The sequence below is a fragment of the Psychrobacter muriicola 2pS genome (genome assembly GCF_904846535.1).
Taxonomy (GTDB): domain Bacteria; phylum Pseudomonadota; class Gammaproteobacteria; order Pseudomonadales; family Moraxellaceae; genus Psychrobacter; species Psychrobacter aquimaris.
Window position 1 is genome coordinate 424,688 of record NZ_CAJHBC010000002.1, and the last position, 21,003, is coordinate 445,690.

The 21,003-nt window shown below is 43.1% G+C and carries 18 protein-coding genes; 10 read left to right on the top strand and 8 right to left on the bottom strand.

Annotated elements, in window-relative coordinates:
• Positions 1–12: 12 nt before the first annotated feature.
• Complete coding sequence (locus JMX93_RS04230; RefSeq protein WP_193011683.1) at positions 13–1,599, bottom strand: isocitrate lyase; 1,587 nt, start codon at positions 1,597–1,599, stop codon at positions 13–15.
• Between the two features lie 679 nt (positions 1,600–2,278).
• Here JMX93_RS04230 and JMX93_RS04235 point away from each other — a divergent pair.
• Together JMX93_RS04235 and JMX93_RS04240 are read left to right on the top strand one after the other, a co-directional pair.
• Positions 2,279–3,268, top strand: a complete 990-nt coding sequence (locus JMX93_RS04235; protein WP_193011682.1) for a LysR family transcriptional regulator — start codon at positions 2,279–2,281, stop codon at positions 3,266–3,268.
• Between the two features lie 402 nt (positions 3,269–3,670).
• A complete protein-coding gene (locus JMX93_RS04240) occupies positions 3,671–5,053 on the top strand; it encodes an NAD-dependent succinate-semialdehyde dehydrogenase (RefSeq protein WP_499203949.1) in 1,383 nt (460 codons plus the stop codon).
• 124 nt (positions 5,054–5,177) lie between these two features.
• Here JMX93_RS04240 and purN read toward each other — a convergent pair whose 3' ends face one another.
• Together purN and purM are read right to left on the bottom strand one after the other, a co-directional pair.
• Positions 5,178–5,870: a phosphoribosylglycinamide formyltransferase gene (gene purN, locus JMX93_RS04245; protein ID WP_499203950.1), complete on the bottom strand. Its 693-nt coding sequence runs from the start codon at positions 5,868–5,870 to the stop codon at positions 5,178–5,180.
• Positions 5,870–6,919 (bottom strand): phosphoribosylformylglycinamidine cyclo-ligase, encoded by a 1,050-nt coding sequence (purM, locus tag JMX93_RS04250; RefSeq protein WP_499203951.1) that lies wholly within the window; start codon positions 6,917–6,919, stop codon positions 5,870–5,872. Before purM ends, purN begins: the two co-directional genes overlap by 1 nt.
• A gap of 342 nt (positions 6,920–7,261) precedes the next feature.
• Between purM and JMX93_RS04255 the strand changes: the two genes are divergently transcribed.
• The 3 genes from JMX93_RS04255 (at position 7,262) to JMX93_RS04265 (ending at position 10,268) form a co-directional block, all read left to right on the top strand.
• Positions 7,262–8,368, top strand: a complete 1,107-nt coding sequence (locus JMX93_RS04255) for an AI-2E family transporter (RefSeq protein WP_198331717.1) — start codon at positions 7,262–7,264, stop codon at positions 8,366–8,368.
• A gap of 330 nt (positions 8,369–8,698) precedes the next feature.
• Complete coding sequence (hda, locus tag JMX93_RS04260; RefSeq protein WP_193011677.1) at positions 8,699–9,502, top strand: DnaA regulatory inactivator Hda; 804 nt, start codon at positions 8,699–8,701, stop codon at positions 9,500–9,502.
• A gap of 76 nt (positions 9,503–9,578) precedes the next feature.
• On the top strand, positions 9,579–10,268 hold the full coding sequence (locus JMX93_RS04265; protein WP_499203952.1) for a DUF2057 family protein: 690 nt from the start codon (positions 9,579–9,581) through the stop codon (positions 10,266–10,268).
• Positions 10,269–10,364: 96 nt separating this feature from the next.
• Here JMX93_RS04265 and JMX93_RS04270 read toward each other — a convergent pair whose 3' ends face one another.
• Together JMX93_RS04270 and JMX93_RS04275 are read right to left on the bottom strand one after the other, a co-directional pair.
• On the bottom strand, positions 10,365–10,844 hold the full coding sequence (locus JMX93_RS04270; RefSeq protein WP_193011675.1) for a Dps family protein: 480 nt from the start codon (positions 10,842–10,844) through the stop codon (positions 10,365–10,367).
• A gap of 365 nt (positions 10,845–11,209) precedes the next feature.
• The gene (locus tag JMX93_RS04275) at positions 11,210–11,869 is read right to left on the bottom strand and encodes a YcxB family protein (RefSeq protein WP_193011674.1); all 660 of its coding nucleotides are present in this window, start codon (positions 11,867–11,869) and stop codon (positions 11,210–11,212) included.
• 466 nt (positions 11,870–12,335) lie between these two features.
• On the opposite strand from JMX93_RS04275, the gene serS reads away from it, so the two are divergent.
• The 5 genes from serS (at position 12,336) to JMX93_RS04300 (ending at position 17,963) form a co-directional block, all read left to right on the top strand.
• Positions 12,336–13,622: a serine--tRNA ligase gene (serS, locus tag JMX93_RS04280; RefSeq protein ID WP_499203953.1), complete on the top strand. Its 1,287-nt coding sequence runs from the start codon at positions 12,336–12,338 to the stop codon at positions 13,620–13,622.
• 13 nt (positions 13,623–13,635) lie between these two features.
• The gene (locus JMX93_RS04285; RefSeq protein WP_499203954.1) at positions 13,636–14,016 is read left to right on the top strand and encodes a hypothetical protein; all 381 of its coding nucleotides are present in this window, start codon (positions 13,636–13,638) and stop codon (positions 14,014–14,016) included.
• 93 nt (positions 14,017–14,109) lie between these two features.
• Complete coding sequence (tkt, locus tag JMX93_RS04290; RefSeq protein ID WP_499203955.1) at positions 14,110–16,107, top strand: transketolase; 1,998 nt, start codon at positions 14,110–14,112, stop codon at positions 16,105–16,107.
• Between the two features lie 128 nt (positions 16,108–16,235).
• Positions 16,236–16,892 (top strand): LysE family translocator, encoded by a 657-nt coding sequence (locus tag JMX93_RS04295; RefSeq protein ID WP_499203956.1) that lies wholly within the window; start codon positions 16,236–16,238, stop codon positions 16,890–16,892.
• A gap of 75 nt (positions 16,893–16,967) precedes the next feature.
• Positions 16,968–17,963, top strand: coding sequence for an NERD domain-containing protein (locus tag JMX93_RS04300; RefSeq protein ID WP_499203957.1), 996 nt, complete (start codon positions 16,968–16,970; stop codon positions 17,961–17,963).
• A 12-nt stretch (positions 17,964–17,975) separates the two neighbouring features.
• Here the strand turns inward: JMX93_RS04300 and JMX93_RS04305 are convergent, their stop codons facing one another.
• The 3 genes from JMX93_RS04305 to JMX93_RS04315 are packed head-to-tail and all read right to left on the bottom strand — an operon-like array spanning position 17,976 to position 20,933.
• Positions 17,976–18,947 (bottom strand): peptide ABC transporter ATP-binding protein, encoded by a 972-nt coding sequence (locus JMX93_RS04305; protein ID WP_499203958.1) that lies wholly within the window; start codon positions 18,945–18,947, stop codon positions 17,976–17,978.
• Positions 18,944–20,017, bottom strand: a complete 1,074-nt coding sequence (locus tag JMX93_RS04310; protein ID WP_499203959.1) for an ABC transporter ATP-binding protein — start codon at positions 20,015–20,017, stop codon at positions 18,944–18,946. Before JMX93_RS04310 ends, JMX93_RS04305 begins: the two co-directional genes overlap by 4 nt.
• Before the next feature lies 1 nt (position 20,018).
• On the bottom strand, positions 20,019–20,933 hold the full coding sequence (locus JMX93_RS04315; RefSeq protein ID WP_499203960.1) for an ABC transporter permease: 915 nt from the start codon (positions 20,931–20,933) through the stop codon (positions 20,019–20,021).
• Between the last annotated feature and the right edge of the window lie 70 nt (positions 20,934–21,003).

A 21,003-nucleotide genomic window follows, 5' to 3' on the forward strand; every position in this document is an offset into this window, starting at 1 on the left:
AGTGGTCGGTGATTAGAACTGGTTCATGGTGTTCTTGCCGCCGCCAGCTTTAAGGGCATTTTCACCTGAGAAGATCTCTTTGTGATCATCACCAAGGTCAGAACCCGCCATTGCTTGGTGCTTAACACAAGCGATGCCTTCACGGATTTCTTTACGTTGTACGCCGGCTGCATAAGCAAGCATACCATCTTCACCGAAGTAGCCTTTAGCAAGCTCATGCACGCTAAGTGCAGTAGTGTGGTAAGTAGGTAGCGTGATTAAGTGATGGAATACACCAGCTTCACGTGATGCATCACGTTGGAAGTTTCTAGCCGCTTCGTCAGCTGCTGTATCAAGCTCAGTACCGTCGTAATCAGCGCTCATCAAGTCATCTTTATTGTAGGCAGAGATGTCTTTGCCTTCGTCTTCCCACTGAGCGATAATTTGCTTACGGAAGTTAAGCGTCCAGTTGAATGATGGGCTGTTGTTGTATACAAGCTTGGCTTTAGGCTGCTGCTCTTTAATACGGTCAACCATCATTTTGATGTGTTCTACATCTGGAGTCGGTGTTTCGATCCATAGTAGATCAGCGCCGTTTTCTAGAGCGGTTACACAGTCAAGTACCACACGGTCGATGTTCGTTTCTTCACGGAATTGATATAGACCGTTAGGTAGGCGAACTGGACGTACTAGTTTGCCGTTATGCTTAAGCAAGCTGTCGTTTTCTTTCGCATCTTCAAGCGTGACTTCTTCCATCTCGATAAAATCGATGTACTGAGAAGCAAGATCGCCTGGCTCATTTGATACTGGAATTTTTTGCGTCAGTGATGCGCCTTCAGAGTCAGTACGAGCAACGATAACGCCGTCTTCAACACCAAGCTCTAAGAATGCATAACGAATAGCGTTGATTTTTGCGATATAGTCTTCATGCGGTACAGTAACTTTACCCGCTTGGTGACCACATTGCTTCGCATCAGATACTTGGTTCTCAACTTGAATAGCACAAGCACCAGCTTCGATCATTTGCTTAGTTAGCAAGTAAGTTGCTTCTTCGTTACCGAAACCTGCATCGATATCAGCAATGATTGGCACCACATGTGAATCAAAGTTTTCGATTTTTTCTAGGATGGCTGAGGTATCTTGACCCGCTTCTTCAGCAGCGTTTAGCTCACGGAAATAGTCGTTCAATACTTTAGCGTCAGCTTGACGCAAGAAGGTATAGATTTCTTCGATTAGCTTAGGTACAGACGTTTTTTCGTGCATAGACTGGTCAGGTAGAGGACCAAACTCAGAACGAAGGGCAGCAACCATCCAACCTGATAGGTAGATGTAAGTTTTAGCTGTTGTACCAAAGTATTTTTTCTTAGCATACATCGTTTGTTGAGCAACAAAACCATGCCATGCACCTAAAGACTGCGTGTACTGAGACGTATCATTGTCATAGTCTTCCATGTCTTGACGCATGATTTTTGCAGTATATTTGGCGATATCCAAGCCCGTTTTAAAACGGTTTTGTGACATCATACGTGCCGCATCGGTTTCGCTAATATTCTGCCAGTTACCGTGCTTTTGCTTTAATTCACGTACTAAATCGATCGCTGATTTATATGCAGTTGACATCTATGTCTCCTTGGGGTGGTGAAAATTAGTAAACTAAAAGTAGTGAGATAATTTTGATATATAGAAAGATGCTGGCAGAAGTAAAAATTTAAAATATAGGCCTTGTGCCTTAGCAATCTCTACTAAACTATAAGAAAATTAGCATAAAAGCAAACAAAACCTGTCTAATTGGTCAGCTTTTATTATTTGGTCTTTTATTTCAGGATGAATGCGCTTTTTTATAAGCCTTTTTCGACTGTTAAAGTGCTTATTGCCCTAAAAGTGCAAAGTACTCATTCAAGCTTAAAAACAAATGAGAGCAAAAAATTAAGTTTGCGTAATAAATGTTATGTCCGTATTTCCGCATGAAAATGCGATAAAATACAGGTTGTAGTCAATCCATTGAAACGCATGGCGACTGCCTAATATTAAATAATGACTAACTAAGCGCTTGCTAGCCACTATAGCTAGGTTACCTTGATTTATCTAGTTTATGATTATTATCTTGGGTATTTAATTTTATGATAGTATATATAAAACAACAGCTTATGATGAATAATTTCAGTTATAATAAGCGTATATCAGAAAAATTAATATAAAGTTATGCTTATTTCATTCTGTTATAGATGATTTATACTAAATAACAGGGCAAAAAACGCCGCGTTTGGAGTGGTATTTATTCTAAGGTAAAGAGACATATATGAATTTGCAGCGGGTAGATTTAAATTTATTGGTACATTTAGATGTGTTGCTACGAGAAAAAAACGTCACTCGTGCAGCTGAGCAGCTTGGCATTACCCAACCTGCGATGAGTAATATTTTGCGCCGTCTGCGTAAGCTATTTAATGATCCATTACTGGTACGCTCATCCGAAGGTATGACGCCGACTGAACGCGCTTTGGAGTTGCAGCCTCGTATCCGTGAAATACTTGCGGATTTGACTCAAGTACTGGAGCCGCGTACAGAATTTCGTCCTTATAGTACCTCGCGCGTTTTTCGTATTATGACCTCAGATTATGCTGAAGCGACGTTGGTACCAAAACTGGTCAAAGCCCTGAGGTCAGAGGCGCCCAATGTTATTTTGGATTTCTTGACGCCGTCAGATGTCTCTTATCGTGATATGGAGCAAGGTCGCGTCGATTTGGCGATCAACCGTTTTAATGAGATACCCCAAAGTTTTCACCAAGTTCTGGTATGGCGTGATACTTTTAGTTGTTTATTGTCGTCAGAAAGTCCTTATGCCAACCGTTTCAATCTCAAAAACTATCTAAAAGCGCAGCACGTTTGGGTATCTAAAACGGGAATGGGTGTGGGGTTTGGGGTCAATCCAGAAAAATCTGGCGGACTTGGCTCTATTGATCAAGCTCTACAGCGCTTAGGTCAAAAACGTCAAATCAGCGTTTTTACCCGTCATTATCAAATGCCAGCTATGCTCGCAGCAAACAAAGATTTGATTGCTACTTTGCCCACACGTGTGGCAAAAATGCAGGCCAATAACGACAGCATAAAGATGGAAGAGCCACCGTTTTTTATCCCCGAATTTGAGCTAACTATGGCGTGGTCACCTTTGTTGCAGCATCATCCCGCGCATCGTTGGTTACGTCAGCTTATCATGCATGTAGCACGCCAAATCGTTGACGAAGAAGAGAATCCACCACAAGAAATCCCTGTGATGAATCATTTGTTTTAAGTCATTTATTTTTAGTTATCAATCACTTATTCACTAAACCAGCCAAAGCGCTGGTTTTTTATTGGTCTGATTTTGCTGAAAAGTCTCATCCAAGATCTCAGCATAATCAATCAGCCAGTCACATTCTTAACATCTTACGCACACTTCTTCATAACTTGTAAAACTACTCGTCGAACATTTTGCTATGATAAATCCACATTAAGAAAAAAGACAAATACATAACCTATTGTGAAGTTATACGACATTGTCGGGTTCAATAAAATCGTTGATGAAGTCGTCCAATTTAACTATATGCATTTATAAAAATGACTATTCTTAACCTATGTGTCTTTTAAAATTTCAAATGTTGAAGCGGTAAATTTTTAAACCAATAAATTAGTTTAATAAATAAGGATAATAATCATGGCAGATATTACTACTATAAACCCAGCAACGGGTGAAGCTATCAAAGAATACGATTACATGAGTAATGATGAGGTCAACAAGATTGTTGAATCCTCGCACCAAGCATTTCTGGAGTGGCGCAAAACTAGCCATGAAGCGCGTGCAAAAGTCATCAATTCTATCGGTGAGACATTGCTCAAGTACAAAGAAGAGTTGTCTAAGCTCATGACGGAGGAGCGTGGTAAGCTCTATAGCCAGAGTTTACAAGAAATAGATTTGTGTAAGGCAATTTGTGACTATACCGCAGAAAAAGGGGTGGTTGCACTTGCTGACGATGAGCGTGATATCGAAGGCTTGAAAAAAGGCATTGTGACTTACCAGCCTATCGGTGTCATCTATGGCATGCAGCCATGGAACTTTCCTTCTTATCAAGTGTTCCGTTATACCATCGCGAATCTGATGGCGGGTAATAGTATTTTACTCAAGCACGCATCAAACGTGACTGGCTCAGGGTTATTAATTGAAAAAATATTCCATGAATCTGATTTACCAAACGATTTGTTCCGTACGATCTTAATCGATCACGATCAATCAGAAGCGTTAATCGGTCATGACAAAGTGCGCGGTGTTACACTCACAGGTAGTGATGGCGCTGGTAGTATCGTTGGTCAGCAAGCAGCGAAAGCCATTAAAAAAGTAGTATTGGAATTAGGTTCTAACGATGCCTTTATTGTCTTAGAAGATGCTGATATAGAGTTAGCAGTAGAAACTTGTACCCAAGCGCGTCTCATTAATAATGGTGAAACTTGTGTCGCCGCTAAGCGCTTTATCGTTGTCGACAGTTTGTATGATGATTTCCGTAAACGTATTGTCGAAAAATTTGCAGATGCTAAATCTGGCGATCCGATGGATGATGGCTCTGATCTTGGTCCATTAGCCCGCAAAGATTTACAAGAAAAGTTGCATGAGCAAGTAGAAGACAGTGTGGCAAAAGGCGCAACGATTGCTGTTGGTGGTCAATTGCCAGAAGGAAAAGGCAGTTTTTATCCAGCAACTATCTTGGAGAATGTCGAAAAAGGCCAACCTGCCTATGACGACGAATTATTTGGCCCTGTCGCCTCATTAATACGAGCCAAAGACCAAGATGATGCACTACGCATTGCCAATGACAGTCGCTACGGTTTGGGCGGTGCTATCTTCTCTAAAGACGAAGATAAAGCCATTCGCCTAGCGCGCGAAGAGTTTGATACTGGCATGGTCTACATCAATGGTTATGGCCTTGCAAATCCAGCGTTGCCATTTGGTGGCGTAAAAAACTCAGGTCATGGCCGCGAGCATGGCGGATTTGGTATTAAAGAATTTGTAAATATTAAAGGGTTACATGTCCATAAGAGTCAATAATATCTGAAGTCTTCAGGATTTAGATGGACTTTAGAGGCTTTTAAAGGCCGCTATTAGAAAGCCCAGTCATTCATTGAGTGACTGGGCTTTTTTATGCTAAGAATTTGTGACTATCGCTATTTACTCAGTCGTTCAAATATAGCTTTAAAGGTAATGCTGGCAAAAAGGTGCTTTTCTGATGCGATGATGAATTATCTTTCAGCGAGAGTGCACCTTTAGCCAACAATAAAATCGTCCAAGGGAGCAATTGATGCTCAAGCTTTTGCACGCGTTCTTGTAGACTATCGGTAGTGTCTTTCTGATTTATCTCTAACATCGCTTGGGTCAAAACAGTACCCGCGTCGAGCTCGGCAGTGACGACATGAATACTACAGCCATGATGGCGCTCACCGGCTTGTATCGCACGCTGATGGGTATCAAGGCCTTTATAGACTGGCAATAAAGAGGGATGTAGATTAATCATCGGCGCTGGCGCGTTATCGATAAAATCTGCACTCAATACGCGCATAAAGCCAGCTAATACAATGAGATCTGGTTGCCATGACGCTAGTTGGCTGCTGGCATGGGTTTCAAACGTCTTGATACCCATACGTTTGCCACTAGCAACATGTGACAACACCGCAACTGGTATCTTAGCGTCTTTAGCACGTGTCAACGCATAAGCGTCTTCACGGTTACTAATAACACCAACGATTTCAATCGGTAGCGCGCCTGCTTGCATTGCATTGATTAATACTTGCAGGTTGCTACCACTTCCTGATACTAGAACAGCAATACGCAACGGTTTGATGAGCTGGCTTGCATTATCAATTGACATTAACGGTACACCACTGCATCCGCTTCACGTTTAACCATCTCACCCAATTGCCAAGCTGTCTCACCAGCATCTGTTAATGTCTGGATAGCAGCTTCTGCTTTGTCTTTAGGCACGACAATGACAAAACCAACGCCGCAGTTAAAGGTGCGGTACATCTCACTTTGCTCGATATTACCTTGGGTTTGTAGCCAAGTGAATAGCTCTGAGAACTGCCAGCTAGCCGTATCAATGCTAGCAGCTAAGTTATCCGGCAGTACACGTGGTAAGTTATCGGTTAAGCCGCCACCAGTAATATGTGACATCGCATGTAGGGCTGAGCTACCAAGGGTGTCTTGCAACGCTTTAATCGCTTTAACATAGATGCGAGTAGGGGCCATCAGTGCATCTTGGATAGGCTGACCGTCTAGTTGCTCATCGCTGCTAGTCACGTCAACGCCGCTGACTTCGATGACTTTACGCACTAATGAATAACCGTTTGAGTGTGCACCACTTGAGGCAAGGGCAATCAATACATCGCCTTCGGCGACATTTTCGCCAGTGATGACTTCCGCTTCTTCGACCACACCGACACAGAATCCAGCTAAGTCATAATCGTCGTCTTGGTACATACCTGGCATCTCAGCCGTTTCGCCGCCAATCAGGGCGCAGTTTGATAACTTACAGCCTTCGCCAATACCAGTAACCACAGTTGCTGCTACATCAATATCAAGCTTGCCAGTTGCATAGTAATCTAAGAAGAACAATGGCTCTGCACCGCAAACCAATAAATCGTTGACGCACATGGCGACCAAATCAATGCCGATAGTGTCATGACGATTCAGCTGTAATGCCAGCTTGAGCTTGGTGCCGACGCCGTCAGTGCCCGAGACTAGTAGAGGAGAGGTATAACCAGTTGGAATGCGACAAAGCGCTCCAAAGCCGCCAAGTCCGCCCACAACCTCAGGACGAGAGGTGGCTTTTGCCACTGACTTAATACGTTGAACCAACGCATCGCCAGCATCAATATCAACACCAGCATCTTTGTAGCTTAAAGAAGGCTTGTTACTCATGGTCATCTCACAAATTTTATAGGGAATGAAGGTCTGTCAGTAGAAAATCGAGTTGGTCGTGTTAATTCTGAATATAGTGGGCGCATTATACCCAAAAATGACCCTCACTCGCAAAGCAACTTGTGGATATTTGGCGGATATTTCACGAAGACTGACTTTAAGTGGTAAATAAAAAGTTAAGAAACAAAAAATGACGGATTTTTTGCTGTACTCTGCGATAATGGAACGCTAAATTTATTGTCGATAACAGTTCGCTATTACGGCATTATTGTACGATAAGACGTATCATTTCTTTCAGTTACACGCCCATTTTAAATCAGCCCAATCGTAGGATTCCTTGCCATGATGAACCAACCAATAGATCCCTTCTTTCGGCGCTTATTTATTGTCGTTGCTATGGTGGTGGGTGTCTTATTACTGTATTTGATGATGCCAGTTATTATACCGTTTATCTTTGCTTTCGTACTGGCTTACTTATTCAATCCGCTGGTCAAACGCTTGTCGAAATATATCAAACGCTGGGTGGCGATTATTATTGTCTACTCCACCATCACTTTAGGAATGGTGCTGCTGCTTTGGTGGTTGATACCGACTTTGTGGCATCAGTTGCAAGCGGCGTGGGATTATCTGCCAAAGATTTTAACTTGGTATAATGAAGTGGTACGTGCATGGTTCGCTGACAATAGCCGCATCCGGCTGCCAGAGCTAGAAGCGAAAGGCTTTTCTGATACGTTAGTCGATTATATGCAAACCAATTATAAGTTTGAAGATGCCAGTACCATGATGAACCAAATATTGGTTTCAAGCATGAACTTTATCAATAATGCTGGACTCATTGTGCTAGTACCAATTTTAACCTTTTATTTTTTGTTCAATTGGGATCAGCGTTTACAGACATGGAAGCTGGCAATTCCTAATGCCTATAGCAAAAAAGTTATTCAAATTGCCCAAGAGTGTGACCGTGCATTGATGGCATTTATCAAGGGTCAGCTATTGGTAATGGTATTATTGGGGGCTATTTATGCTGTGCAATTACAGCTTATTGGGCTTGAGCTAGGGCTTATTATTGGTATGGTTGCTGGTATTGCTAGCTTTGTTCCTTATCTGGGTTTTGGCATTGGTTTTGTCGCTGCCATTATCGCCTGCCTGTTCCAGTTTGGCTTAAATTGGACGTATCTATCGCTGATCGTCGGTGCTTTTTTGGTTGGACAAGCAGCAGAAGGTTATATTCTGCAGCCATTACTATTGGGTGATAAGATTGGTCTATCGCCGCTGTGGGTGATTTTTGCCGTATTGGCAGGCGCAAGCCTATTGGGTTTCGTTGGTATGCTAATTGCTCTGCCTGTCTCTGCCGTGCTGAATGTACTGTTCCGCCATTTATACGCCTACTATCGTACGACTGATTTTTATAAAGGTCGTAAGCAATTGGCTTTGTTTGAGAAGAGATAATAATTTTATCGTTAAATTGATAGAGTCATTGCTAATTAGTAGATGGTGTGAGAGATAAAACAGCGATTGATAAGGCTTAATAGGTAAAAGACTTGTCAGTCATTTTGCAAATATGTTATATATAGGCGCAGTATTGACAGTATCAGCCGTTATCTAGTTAGTCGTTCACAAGATGACTTTTGATTAAGTAATCCTCGAATATACTCCTAATTAAAACGATGAGATGCTAACGCAGCAAGTTTATATCAGGTAGTATAAGAGCACCTCAAAGACAATTATTAATAATTTATCCTTTTATTTATTGCATTACGCAAAACGAGTTGATGATTCATGGCAGAAGCACAGCTAAGTCTCAATCTGGACATTAAGCATGATGCAAGTCTAAGTGACTTCGGCGGTCCTGGTTGGATGTCGATTATTGATGCAGTGCGGCAGTTACATGTCGGCCTGATAGGTCAGCTGTACCTATTTGGGAGTCCTGCTACAGGCAAGTCGCACTTATTATCTGCTATTTGTGAGTCATTTATTGAGATGGACAAGTCAGCGATTTGTTTGTCGCTCAATGAGTTGATTCATACCGATGTGCACGTCCTCTCATCTCTAGAAAATTTCGATCTAATTGCGATCGATGATTTAGAGGTGCTGGAGCAAAGCAGTCAATGGCAAGAAGCGTTATTTCATTTGATCAACCGCAGTCGTGAAGGTCAGCGTCAATTGTTATTTGCAGCCAATAAGCCTGCTGGTGACTTGCCCTTTCAACTAAGGGATTTGCTGACTCGTTTGGCACAAGCACCTACGTTCAAAGTGCCTAATGGTCATGATCTAGCCGACCGTCAGGCGTTATTACAGTCTATCTTGCGTCGACGTGGTTGGCAGTTTGATGATCGAATTATTGATCACTTGCTTACTGAAGGGCCTCATCGTATCGGTGCAATGATGGAAGTGCTCAATTATATTCAGCCGATGTTTTCTAACCTTGGGCGTAGCAATATATCCAAAGCGGTCATCACTGATGCATTGCGTACCATCGATGAACAGACACTAGCAGCAGAGCTTGCGGATATTGCGCAAGAGACACAAGTAGATAACGATTCAGCGGAACAAGATCAACATACGATGCCACTCGATTTTTAGCATTAAAAACTAACGTCTTTTTATCCAAAGCGCTTTTACTATTGCCAAAACGTTTTTACTATTAATGGAATCACTTATGAAACCCAATGCTTCTTTGCTAAAAAAACTGACCATCAGCACGTTGCTTATTGGTGCGGGCTCTGTCTCTATGCTGTCGCATGCCGAAGTAACACTACTGGTTGATGACCATATTAAAGTCACTGCTATCAATGGGCAAGAAGTGCAGCAGAGCGCTTTTCAACCATTGACAAAAAAGTTCACGCTTCAGCCAGGTCAACATGCGATTACTGCAAAATACGATCGTTTATATGACTTGCGCCGTGATGAGCATGACTATTTGCGTTCGGGTAACGTTAGTGTGACGGCAGAGTTGGCGGACAATCAAACCTATCGTCTGACCATGCCAAATCAGCCAGAAGAATATACAGCAGCTAAAGAATATGCCAAACGTCCAACACTGGCAATAGAGAAAAACAATACCGTGGTTGCAAGTCAGCAAGGTCTCGCTGGTAATCAAAGTGGATTGCTGTCAGGTTTAGGCAAGGCGTTCGGCGGTGTATTTGGTGGGGCAGATGATGCTGAGCTACAGAATCAGCGTGCGATTGCAGCATTAGATCAACCAAATGTTAATACAAGTACGGTAGCTGCTATTCAGCAAACCACTAGCGTTAATTCATCTGCAAATACCTTGGATCAGTTTATGCAGATTTGGTTACAAGCGACACCTGCTGAGCGTGAAAAAATGCGTCAGTGGATGCAAAAATAAGGTGTGATTAGCAAAAGTAAACACAAAAAAAAGCACCTACTTTAGGTGCTTTTTTATGATCTGCATTTTAGCGACTCATTTGTTTTTTAGCAGTGATTAACCCAAAAATGCGTTATACATCCAGATAAGCTTCTCTTGCTCTTGTACATACGCATCTACGAGGTCAGCTGTCCCTTGATCTTCACTATCTGCTGCTAGAGCAGATACTTTACGCTGCTCTGTAATCAAGGCTTGTAAACCAGTTACCACACCTTTCACACAAGCATTGCCATCTTTCACGTTTTTATCTTCTTCAATACTAGTGTGTTGAACAAAGTCGCTATAAGCATGCAGTGGCGTACCGCCCAAGGTTAAGATACGTTCAGCAATTTCATCAATTTGTAGTTGTAGCGAAGTATACAGTTCTTCAAACTTTGGGTGCAAGGTGAAGAAATGCTCACCTTTTACATTCCAGTGATAGCCACGGACGTTTAAATAAAAGACGTGATACGTTGATAATAAATTGTTTAGTTGTGCAATGACTTCGCTCATGTCAGCTTTTTCTAAACCGATTTGATTAGTAGCGTTGTTACTCATAATATTATCCTTATAATTTGAGTGTTGATATAAAATATTAAATGAAGAAGGTGAGAAGTGTAGCAACTCGTGTGCTGCATTACTATGCTCGTTAATATATTAACGCTTTTCAGTCTTAAAAAGTAACAATCTTAGAAGATAAAACTGCCATCTAAGATAGCATCAACTTAAGCTAAAATCATAACCATACATTAATATAATTTAGAGCAATTATCACCTTTCTTCTGATAACCATTATAATAGCAGAGCACCATTGATAAGTTAATTTCAATAAATTTATGATTATGATTGGTTTTGTAAAAATATTTTTTATTGCTCATTTCTTTATCGCTTACATAGTAAGCGATAAAGAAGTCTTCTGCTATTTATGCTGGCGGCTGTAAGTTTTCAGGGTTTAAGCCTTTAACGGGGATAACCTCTTGCAAATGCTGACGTACCGTATCGATCGGAAACTTCTGTGATTCTAAGCGTTTTGGCACAATTTGGCTGCCTTGCTGACCTTTCATCTCAAACATCATAAAGATATAGTCGTCCGTCTCATCCCAGCTTTTGACAGCTGACCATGGAATGACGGCTTGCTGGGTCGTGCCTGCTCGCATTTGCATGCCGCGCATTTGGTTGTTATTAAATGTGTCAGGCTGGTTCACTGGCATCGCCATGACTAATCCATGCTTTTGCACGCCCAATTTCATTTGACGCATCTCGTCTGGCATCTCTTGGTCAGCCACTTGCTTTTCAAACTCTCTTTTGACATACCATTTAAATCCAAGGGTACGAACCAGTAAATAAATCACTACTGACACCAGCATCAGCCAAAAAATGATGGTTGAGTAGCCGGTGACAAAGACCAACCCTGCAATCGCTAGTACCACGGCTACCGCCATAATGATCCATTCTTTCATTTTGATGCTTTTTAAACCGAAAGAAGGGCTAGCACTGGCAAATAGCTCGTATTGTGCTTGGTGAAATTCTGCCTCGGTTAGGTTTAAGGCGACAGGTTGTAGCGTATAGGGGTACAAGGCCATAAAGGTTTCTCAGATACTTTTGTTAAAAGTGTTGGGTTTAAATCGCCAAAGCCAAGTCATGATGCTGTACTTGGCTGAAGGTAAATAAAGGTATGCGCTTATCTTACCGAAAACTATCCCTAAATGAAACATATAAGCAGGTCTGTTCACTGATAGAGGCGATATTAATAGCTTTAAGAAAGATGGGCGAGGCTTATTGAGGTGAGCTGAACTTTAAGACATGCCTTTCAGCCAAATGTAACTAGCTACGGACAATGAAAGTAATAGATCAAAACTTATTCAAAATCGGTCAAAACATGGTCAAATCTGCTGCGTCTTGGTATTATAGCGTCTACAATATATGTTGATGAAAACATAGCAGCACAGCCAGTTGTCACAAAGATGGTGATAACGATGCGCTGGGTAATGATTATATTAATAATATTTTTAACCCTTTTACTCACCTTTAGTGTTACAGGCAACTATTATGATTGATCCGAAACTCTTACGCGGCGATTTAAGCGATTTACAACAGCAACTGGCTACTCGTGGCTATGTGCTTGATATGGATTTTTGGCAAACCGTTGAGTCTGAGCGTAAATCTCTACAAGTCAAAACGGAAGAGTTGCAATCGCGCCGTAACGCTGGTGCTAAGCAAGTAGGCGCTTTGAAAAAATCAGGTGAAGATGCTAGTGAGCTATTGGCTGAGATGCAGAATGTCAGCGGTGAAATTAAAACAGCCGAAGATGAATTGCGCACTCTACAAGAGCGTATCAACAAAGCTGCTATGCAAATCCCTAATATTCCAGCAGCTGATGTGCCAGTGGGTACGTCAGAAGACGATAACGTAGAAGTGCGTAAGTGGGGCACGCCGCGTGAGTTTGATTTTGAGATTCAAGACCATACGCATATCGGTGAGACGCTTGGTATGCTGGACTTTGAAGCAGCGACCAAATTGACTGGTAGCCGCTTTAACGTGCTCAAAGGGAAGCTCGCGCAACTGCATCGCGCTCTGATTCAATTTATGCTGAATACGCATACCATGAAGTACGGCTATCTTGAGACCTATGTACCTTATATTGTGAATTCAGACAGTCTCAAAGGTACGGGGCAGTTGCCTAAGTTTGAAGATGATTTGTTTAAGCTCAAAAATCACACAAACAATGAAGACATGGACTTTTATCTCATTCCTACTGCCGAAGTGCCAATGACAAACTTGGTACGCGGCGAGCGTTTGGATATCAAAGAGCTACCGCTAAAATTCACCGCGCATACGCCATGTTTCCGTAGTGAAGCGGGTTCGCACGGGCGTGATACTCGTGGTCTGATCCGTCAGCATCAGTTTGAAAAAGTTGAGATGGTTAATATTGCCACGGCTGAGCAATCTGATGAGTTGCTAGAAGCAATGACAGGACAGGCTGAATATATCTTGCAGCAGTTGAACCTGCCATACCGCACTGTGCAGTTATGTACAGGTGATATGGGCTTTGCAGCACAAAAAACCTATGACATCGAAGTATGGTTACCGAGCCAAGATACGTATCGTGAAATCTCAAGCTGCTCTAACTGTGGTGACTTCCAAGCGCGCCGTATGGGTACTCGTGTTAAAGATGGCAAACAAACCAGCTTAGCCCATACTTTGAACGGTTCAGGCTTGGCCGTCGGTCGTACGCTACTAGCAGTGATGGAAAATCATCAAAACGCTGATGGTAGTATCACGATACCAGAAGTGCTGCGTCCATTTATGGGTGGTGCTGAGCGTATTGAAATCTGAGGGTAATGACGTCATGAATACTTTGTCTATAGTTGATGAGCTAAATTACTCACAATATCTCATCTATGGTCAAAGTACAGGCGACGATTTGTTAGGCTTTGAAATAGATGCCAATGTATATTTCTGTTGTATGGAAAATAATGTTGGCTGCGATTTTCTTGATCAAGAACGCCATGATGATGCAAATTGTATGCTGACGCTACGTTGCAAATTTGCAAATAATATAAGCTATCAGCGAATGGCAGATTATTTAGAGGAGAGATGGCTTCAATATGTGTGTTATCGAGAATTTGAGAAACATTATATTGAGGTCGTTAACGATCAATTGATTTTTTATTATGTGACTCGATCAAGTCGTGGACTAGGAGTAACAGGGAAAATTGTTGCTACTTAGTTTATAATGAGCCACCTATTTAGATATCTAAGCAAATTCAGTTCAATAACCTTTTTTAATCCAATAAACTTTCCTTCAATCTTAGGACACGCTATGCCCACCCCAATTAACGAACGTAAACTAGCCAATGCCATCCGTGTACTGTCGTTTGACGCGGTTCAAAAAGCCAACTCTGGACATCCGGGTGCGCCAATGGGTATGGCTGATATTGCCGAAGTTTTGTGGCGCAAATTTTTGAAGCACAATCCAGCTGATCCACAGTGGCATAACCGTGATCGCTTTGTACTGTCAAACGGTCATGGCTCGATGCTTATCTATTCATTGCTACATTTATCAGGGTATGATGTGAGCGTTGATGACCTAAAAGGTTTCCGTCAGCTGCATTCAAAAACTCCAGGCCATCCTGAACTTGGTTACACGCCTGGTGTTGAAACGACTACTGGTCCACTAGGACAAGGTATTGCTAATGCAGTTGGTTTTGCAATTGCAGAAAAAACCCTAGCCGCGCAGTTCAACCGTGACGGTCATAACATCGTCGATCATCATACTTATGCGTTCTTGGGCGATGGCTGCTTAATGGAAGGCATCAGTCATGAGGTTTGTTCACTGGCTGGCACGTTGGGTCTTGGCAAGCTGGTATTCTTCTATGATGACAATGGCATCTCAATTGATGGTAATGTCGAAGGTTGGTTCACTGATGATACCGAAGCTCGCTTTGAGTCGTACGGCTGGCAAGTTATCAAAGTTGACGGTCATGATACTGATGCGATCACGCAAGCAACTGAGCAAGCGATTGCAGAGACTACCAAGCCAAGCCTAATCATTTGCAAAACCACCATCGGTGCTGGTAGCCCGAACAAACAAGGTCTAGCGGCAAGCCATGGTGCACCATTGGGTGATGACGAAATCGCCTTGACTCGTGATGCGTTGTCTTGGAAACATGCTCCATTTGAATTAGATGACGAAATCTATGAAGCGTGGGATGCTAAAGCAAAAGGCGACGTACAACAGAAGAACTGGGAAGCTGACTTCGAAGCTTATAAAAAAGCATATCCTGAACTGGCAGCTGAGTTATTACGCCGTTTAAATGGTGACTTGCCTGCTGACTTTGATAGTCAAGCACAAGCCTACATTCAGCAAACTCAAGAAGCGGGCGGTGATGTTGCTAGTCGTAAAGCCAGTCAAAATGCTATCAATACCTTACAGCCATTATTACCAGAATTGCTAGGCGGTTCAGCGGATCTCGCTGGTTCAAACCTGACGCTATTCAAAGGCGCTAAAGGCATCGAAAAAGACGCTGACGGCAACTATATCTATTATGGTGTACGCGAATTCGGTATGACCGCGATTGCCAATGGTATCGCATTGCATGGCGGCTTTATCCCTTACGTAGCGACCTTCCTGATGTTTATGGAATATGCACGTAACGCGGTACGCATGGGCGCATTGATGAAGCAGCGCGTCATCCATGTCTATACGCATGACTCTATCGGTCTGGGTGAAGACGGCCCAACGCATCAGCCAGTTGAGCAGTTGACTAGCCTACGTACCACGCCAAATCTACGCACATGGCGTCCATGTGATGCGACTGAATCTGCCACTGCTTGGGTAGAGGCGATCAAGTCAGCACACAACCCATCTGCATTGATCTTTAGCCGTCAAAGCTTGCCACATCAAGCGCGCGATAGCGAGCAAGTAGCGAACATCACCAAAGGTGGTTATGTACTGGCAAAAGAGCAAGGCGAGCTACAGGCAATCATCATCGCCACTGGTTCAGAAGTTGGCCTTGCGATGGAAGCGTATGAAACGTTGAGCGCAAACGGTGTTGGCGTACGTGTAGTCTCTATGCCATGCGCAGAGATTTTCGTCGAGCAAGATGCTAGTTATCGCGAAGCCGTATTGCCTGCCAATATCCGTGCTCGCGTAGCAGTAGAAGCGGCGCATGTAGATTACTGGTATAAATTCGTTGGTCTAGATGGCAAAGTCATCGGTATGACGACTTATGGCGAATCTGCCCCTGCCAGTGATTTGTATAAAGAGTTTGGTATCACTACCGACGCTGTGGTTGAAGCGGTGAATAGTTTGGTGTAATCCGTTAAAAAAGTTATAAATAAAAAAGCTGCTAGAGAAATCTGGTGGCTTTTTTTATTGACTAAATAATCAGTGTATTCATAGTGGTATTTAGTCCATAATTAAAAAAAACAGAGTACGGAATAATTATGAACTGGGATTTGTTGAGTATTTTTATCACGGTCGGCTTGGCGCATTTTCTTGCACTATTGAGTCCTGGACCGGATTTTGTATTGATCGTAAAAAGTGCGATTAAGAACGACAGTAAAGACGCAATAGGGGTTGCGCTCGGTATCACCTTTGCTAATGCAGTGTACATTGGTCTATGTCTAATTGGTGTTGGCTCAATTTTAGCCGCCTCTGCACCTATTATGATTACGCTAAAAATCATTGGTGGGTTGTTTTTAATGTACCTTGGGATACAGGCGTTACGCGCACGAAAAGATGCGTATGACCAATTTCAGGTAGCCCAATCAGCCCATTCAAATATACCTAAGACAACTTTTTTAAAGGAATTTACTGCAGGGTTTTTGTCTGGAATATTTAATCCTAAAAATCTACTCTTTTATCTCAGTTTATTCACTGTAGTATTGACACCAGAAATAAGTTTTGTGTTCAAATTGGGCTTAGGTATTTGGATGACTGTTGTGGTATTCGCATGGGACACTGCCGTGATATTTCTATTGTCGACTCGCAAAGTACGCGCTAAATTTACCCAAGTTGCTTATTACATCGATAAAGTTACAGGGGCGTTGCTTGGCGTCATTGGTTTAACTATCGTCAGAACAGCAATTTTAGATCGGTAATTTTAACTAAAAGTAATTAGTATATTGATATTGAATGTTATTTATTTTTTCATAACCACTTTCAAGAAAAAAACCATGTCCCTCAAATCCACTTTCAAAGGCTTTCTAGGCGAGACCGTTATCAATGTCGCCATGTGGTTAAAACTAGACAAAAATGTCTATCACCGATTAAACGGTATTACCTTACCACGAGCCAACGGTGGTAGTACTCAAATCGATCATATCATCGTCTCTGTATACGGCATCTTTGTCATCGAAACCAAAAATTATAAAGGCTGGATATATGGTAGCGAAAAGCAAAAACAGTGGACGAAAGTTTTTCAAAATGGAAGTAAATTCAAATTTCAGAACCCATTACATCAAAATTATCTACATATTAAGACGCTCGCAGATTTATTAGGCTTGGAGTTGAGCTACTTTCATTCGATGATTGCTTTCATCGGTGAATGTGAACTAAAAACCCGTGATGAGCTACCCGAGCATGTATTGACGAGTGGTATGGTCTCGTATGTGAAGAAAAAGCAAGATAAGATACTAACTGAAGATGAGGTCAAATCCATTGTTGAGCAGATAGAAAGCAATAGGTTTAGCAAGTCGTGGCGCACCAATCGGCAGCATAAAGCCTACCTAAAAGACAAGCATAGCAACCCAAGCAAGAATACTGATAATCTTACACCTGAGCCGATAGTAAAAGAAAATGCTAAACGAGCCACTCTGAAAAGTAGAGAAGTGCACCGATGGTCTGGTCAGACTGAGATTGAATCTAGCGATTTACTAATGGATAGTCTGAATACTCAGCAGACCATCACACCGCATACCAGTATGTCGCATGATATTGCCGATAAAGTGTTTCTTACGCCGTTTGAGATTGTAGAATCTGACCCACAGGTAAAAGCGCCTGCGATATTTGAGGTAACAGACTATACCGCTAGTCTCGTCCAAACGCCAACCTGTCCCAGATGTAACGGTGAGATGCTCAAACGCATTGCAAAAAAAGGCGCACGCCAAGGACAATCCTTTTATGGGTGCGCGCAGTTTCCTAAGTGTCGAGGTGTGGTTAATATTGCTTAGTCGTTAGTCCTCTTAACCGTAGATTTCTTCTAAACGTAAACAAGCAACTAGTCGACCATCCCATTCGCGCAGTTTTGGTTCTACTTCGCTACATTGCTGTTTGGCATATGGGCAGCGTTTATGTAGGGCACAGCCACTTGGCGGATTAAGCGGGCTTGGTAGCTCACCTTGTAGCGTCAAATCATTTTTATGGCCATTTACCGTTGGTGCCGCCGCCAATAAAGCGATGGTATACGGATGTTTTGGTGCATTATAAATCGCTTCTTTAGGGCCGTGCTCGACGGCCTGACCCAAATACATGACCATCACGTCGTCAGCGACATGACGTACGACCGATAAGTTATGCGAGATAAAGACGTAAGCGGTACGATACTCATCCTGCAAGTCCATAAATAGATTTAGAACCTGCGCTTGAATCGATACATCAAGCGCGGAAGTTGGCTCATCAGCGACGACGATTTTAGGATTGAGCATCATGGCGCGGGCGAGGGCAATACGTTGGCGCTGACCACCCGAAAACATATGTGGAAAACGCCCAGCATGTTCAGGACGTAGGCCGACATTTCTCATCATCTCGTTGATTTTGTCACGTTTTTCCTCTTTAGACAGTTTGGTATGAATATCTAATGGTTCCGTCAACTGATACCCGATAGTATGGCGCGGATTTAAGCTACCATAAGGGTTTTGGAAGACCATTTGAATTTCGGTACGCAACTCTTTTAACGCTTTTCTGCTGTAGCCAGTCGTGCCTTCATCGTTGATAAATAGCTCGCCCTGCGTAGGCTCCTCGATGAGCGTCAGCTGGCGAGCAAGGGTTGATTTGCCGCAGCCTGACTCACCAACGATTGCCAGTGTCTTCCCAGCTTCAAGCTCGAATGAGATACCATTTAGGGCTTTAACGTATGCTTTTGCTTTACCCAATCCTTGTGATACTGGGTAATGCTTGTGTAAATTGTCTGCTTTTAAAACCACTTTATTACTCATACTTGTGACTCCAAAATAGCAGCGTGAGAGATAGGGGTGCGAGAAGAGGGATCAGCATGAATACAGCGCACCTTGCCATTTGGCGTATCTAAAATGGGCGGTGGCACGTCACAAGTTGGCTCTTTATAAGGGCAACGAGGAGACAATAAACAACCGCTTGGGCGATCATATTGGCTTGGTACAACACCGGGTAAGCTGTTCAATCGATCTTGACCGATGGCCAGTTCAGGAATGGCTTGTAGCAAGGCTTCGGTATAAGGGTGTGCAGGGTTTTGGAAAATCTCTGGCACGGTACTGGTTTCAACCACTTGTCCAGCATACATGACCGCAACATCACGTGAGTTTTGTGCGACAAGGCCTAGATCATGGGTGATCAGTACCATCGCCATTTGTTTTTCGCGTTGTAGACGACCGAGCAAATCCATTATCTGTGCTTGCACGGTGACATCAAGTGCGGTGGTCGGTTCATCGGCGATGAGCAGTTTTGGTTCACAAGCAAGCGCCATTGCAATCATAACGCGCTGGCTCATACCGCCTGAGAGTTGATGCGGATAGACTTTGAGTCGGTTTTTGGCGTCAGGCATTTCGACCAGTTCTAGCAGCTCTAATATACGTGCCTGTACTGCTGCACCGCGCAAACCAAGATGCTTGCGCAGAACTTCACCCAACTGCATCTCAACGGTAAAGCTTGGATTGAGGCAAGACATTGCGTTTTGAAAGATCATAGAGATATCTTTACCAATGATGCCGCGTTTTTCTTTGGCAGGCATACTGATCATGTCTTTATTATCAAACATCACTCGCTTGGCACGGACGGTCGCAGACGGCGGTAATAGTCCCATTAGCGCCATCATCGTGACCGACTTACCTGAGCCGGATTCACCCACGACAGCGATGACTTCACCTTGTGTGATTTTTAAAGACACGTCATCGACAGCGCGAAAGGCACGCTTTCCTTGACCAAAAGTGACCGAAAGATTTTCAATATCTAACAGCAACGGTGATTCTTTTGTTGATGCGCCATTCATAGAAGTGTGAGTAGTAGGCGTTTTAATTAAAGTATCAGTCATCTTAGGTCACCTGCTTCAATTTGGGATCGAGCGCATCACGTAAGCCATCACCAGTCAAGTTAATCGACAATGCAGCCAAGAAGATAGCGACACCTGGCCAAATAGCGAGCCAAACATTGCTTTGAATATACTGACGTGCCGTACCGAGCATCGCGCCCCATTCAGCATCAGGTGGCTGTACACCAAAGCCTAAGAAACCAATGGCACCCGCTTCTAAAATAGCAGAAGAGAAAATCATCGTTGCTTGTACGATAAGCGGCGCCATACAGTTGGGTAAAATGGTGATAAACAATAGGCGAAGTACGCCAGCACCCATCACTTGTGAAGCGACAAAGTACTCGCGCTGTAGCTCTACCATCGCGGTAGCACGAGTCAGCCGAATAAAAGGTGGCGTACAGACCAGTGCAATCGTAATAATCGTATTGGTCATAGAAGGACCTAAGATAGCGGCAATAATGATGGCCAATAGTAAGCTTGGATAAGACATTAAGATATCATTGACCAGCATGACGGCTTTGCCCCAGACTTTTGGCCAAAATGCGGCACTAAGCCCTAATGAAACACCGACTAACATGGCAAGAGTCGTCGCGCTCAGACCGATAAACAGGGAATAACGCGCGCCATACATCACCCGAGACAAGGTATCTCGTCCGGCATCATCAGTACCTAGCCAAAACATAGCATCGCCGCCACTTAAGAAGGCTGGAGGTAGTTGTTCTTGACCAGTAAATAGCTCATAAGGATCGTGAGGAGCAATGGCAGGCGCGAGTATGGCAATAATAACCATTAACGTTAGTACAATAAAACCCAGCACCGCGCCTTTATTTCGGCAGAACGTCGATAAAAACAGCTGCCAAGACGATGGTGGTGCGGCGGCCATCAGGTTGAGATCAGAGGGAAGAACAGAAGGCTTCATGAGCATTTCCTATAGTACCGAACGCGTTGAAAATGGCTAGAATCTTATTCCTAAAAAGGATTCAGATTTT

Bases quoted from the DNA above. Each gene is read 5' to 3' on its own strand.
- JMX93_RS04305 (WP_499203958.1), bottom strand. From the start codon at position 18,947: ATGAGTAATAAAGTGGTTTTAAAAGCAGACAATTTACACAAGCATTAC.
- JMX93_RS04265 (WP_499203952.1), top strand. From the start codon at position 9,579: ATGAAACCCAATGCTTCTTTGCTAAAAAAACTGACCATCAGCACGTTG.
- JMX93_RS04230 (WP_193011683.1), bottom strand. From the start codon at position 1,599: ATGTCAACTGCATATAAATCAGCGATCGATTTAGTACGTGAATTAAAG.
- JMX93_RS04240 (WP_499203949.1), top strand. From the start codon at position 3,671: ATGGCAGATATTACTACTATAAACCCAGCAACGGGTGAAGCTATCAAA.
- JMX93_RS04270 (WP_193011675.1), bottom strand. From the start codon at position 10,844: ATGAGTAACAACGCTACTAATCAAATCGGTTTAGAAAAAGCTGACATG.
- JMX93_RS04310 (WP_499203959.1), bottom strand. From the start codon at position 20,017: ATGACTGATACTTTAATTAAAACGCCTACTACTCACACTTCTATGAAT.
- JMX93_RS04295 (WP_499203956.1), top strand. From the start codon at position 16,236: ATGAACTGGGATTTGTTGAGTATTTTTATCACGGTCGGCTTGGCGCAT.
- hda (WP_193011677.1), top strand. From the start codon at position 8,699: ATGGCAGAAGCACAGCTAAGTCTCAATCTGGACATTAAGCATGATGCA.
- JMX93_RS04235 (WP_193011682.1), top strand. From the start codon at position 2,279: ATGAATTTGCAGCGGGTAGATTTAAATTTATTGGTACATTTAGATGTG.
- serS (WP_499203953.1), top strand. From the start codon at position 12,336: ATGATTGATCCGAAACTCTTACGCGGCGATTTAAGCGATTTACAACAG.
- purN (WP_499203950.1), bottom strand. From the start codon at position 5,870: ATGTCAATTGATAATGCAAGCCAGCTCATCAAACCGTTGCGTATTGCT.
- tkt (WP_499203955.1), top strand. From the start codon at position 14,110: ATGCCCACCCCAATTAACGAACGTAAACTAGCCAATGCCATCCGTGTA.
- JMX93_RS04255 (WP_198331717.1), top strand. From the start codon at position 7,262: ATGATGAACCAACCAATAGATCCCTTCTTTCGGCGCTTATTTATTGTC.
- JMX93_RS04315 (WP_499203960.1), bottom strand. From the start codon at position 20,933: ATGAAGCCTTCTGTTCTTCCCTCTGATCTCAACCTGATGGCCGCCGCA.
- purM (WP_499203951.1), bottom strand. From the start codon at position 6,919: ATGAGTAACAAGCCTTCTTTAAGCTACAAAGATGCTGGTGTTGATATT.
- JMX93_RS04300 (WP_499203957.1), top strand. From the start codon at position 16,968: ATGTCCCTCAAATCCACTTTCAAAGGCTTTCTAGGCGAGACCGTTATC.
- JMX93_RS04285 (WP_499203954.1), top strand. From the start codon at position 13,636: ATGAATACTTTGTCTATAGTTGATGAGCTAAATTACTCACAATATCTC.
- JMX93_RS04275 (WP_193011674.1), bottom strand. From the start codon at position 11,869: ATGGCCTTGTACCCCTATACGCTACAACCTGTCGCCTTAAACCTAACC.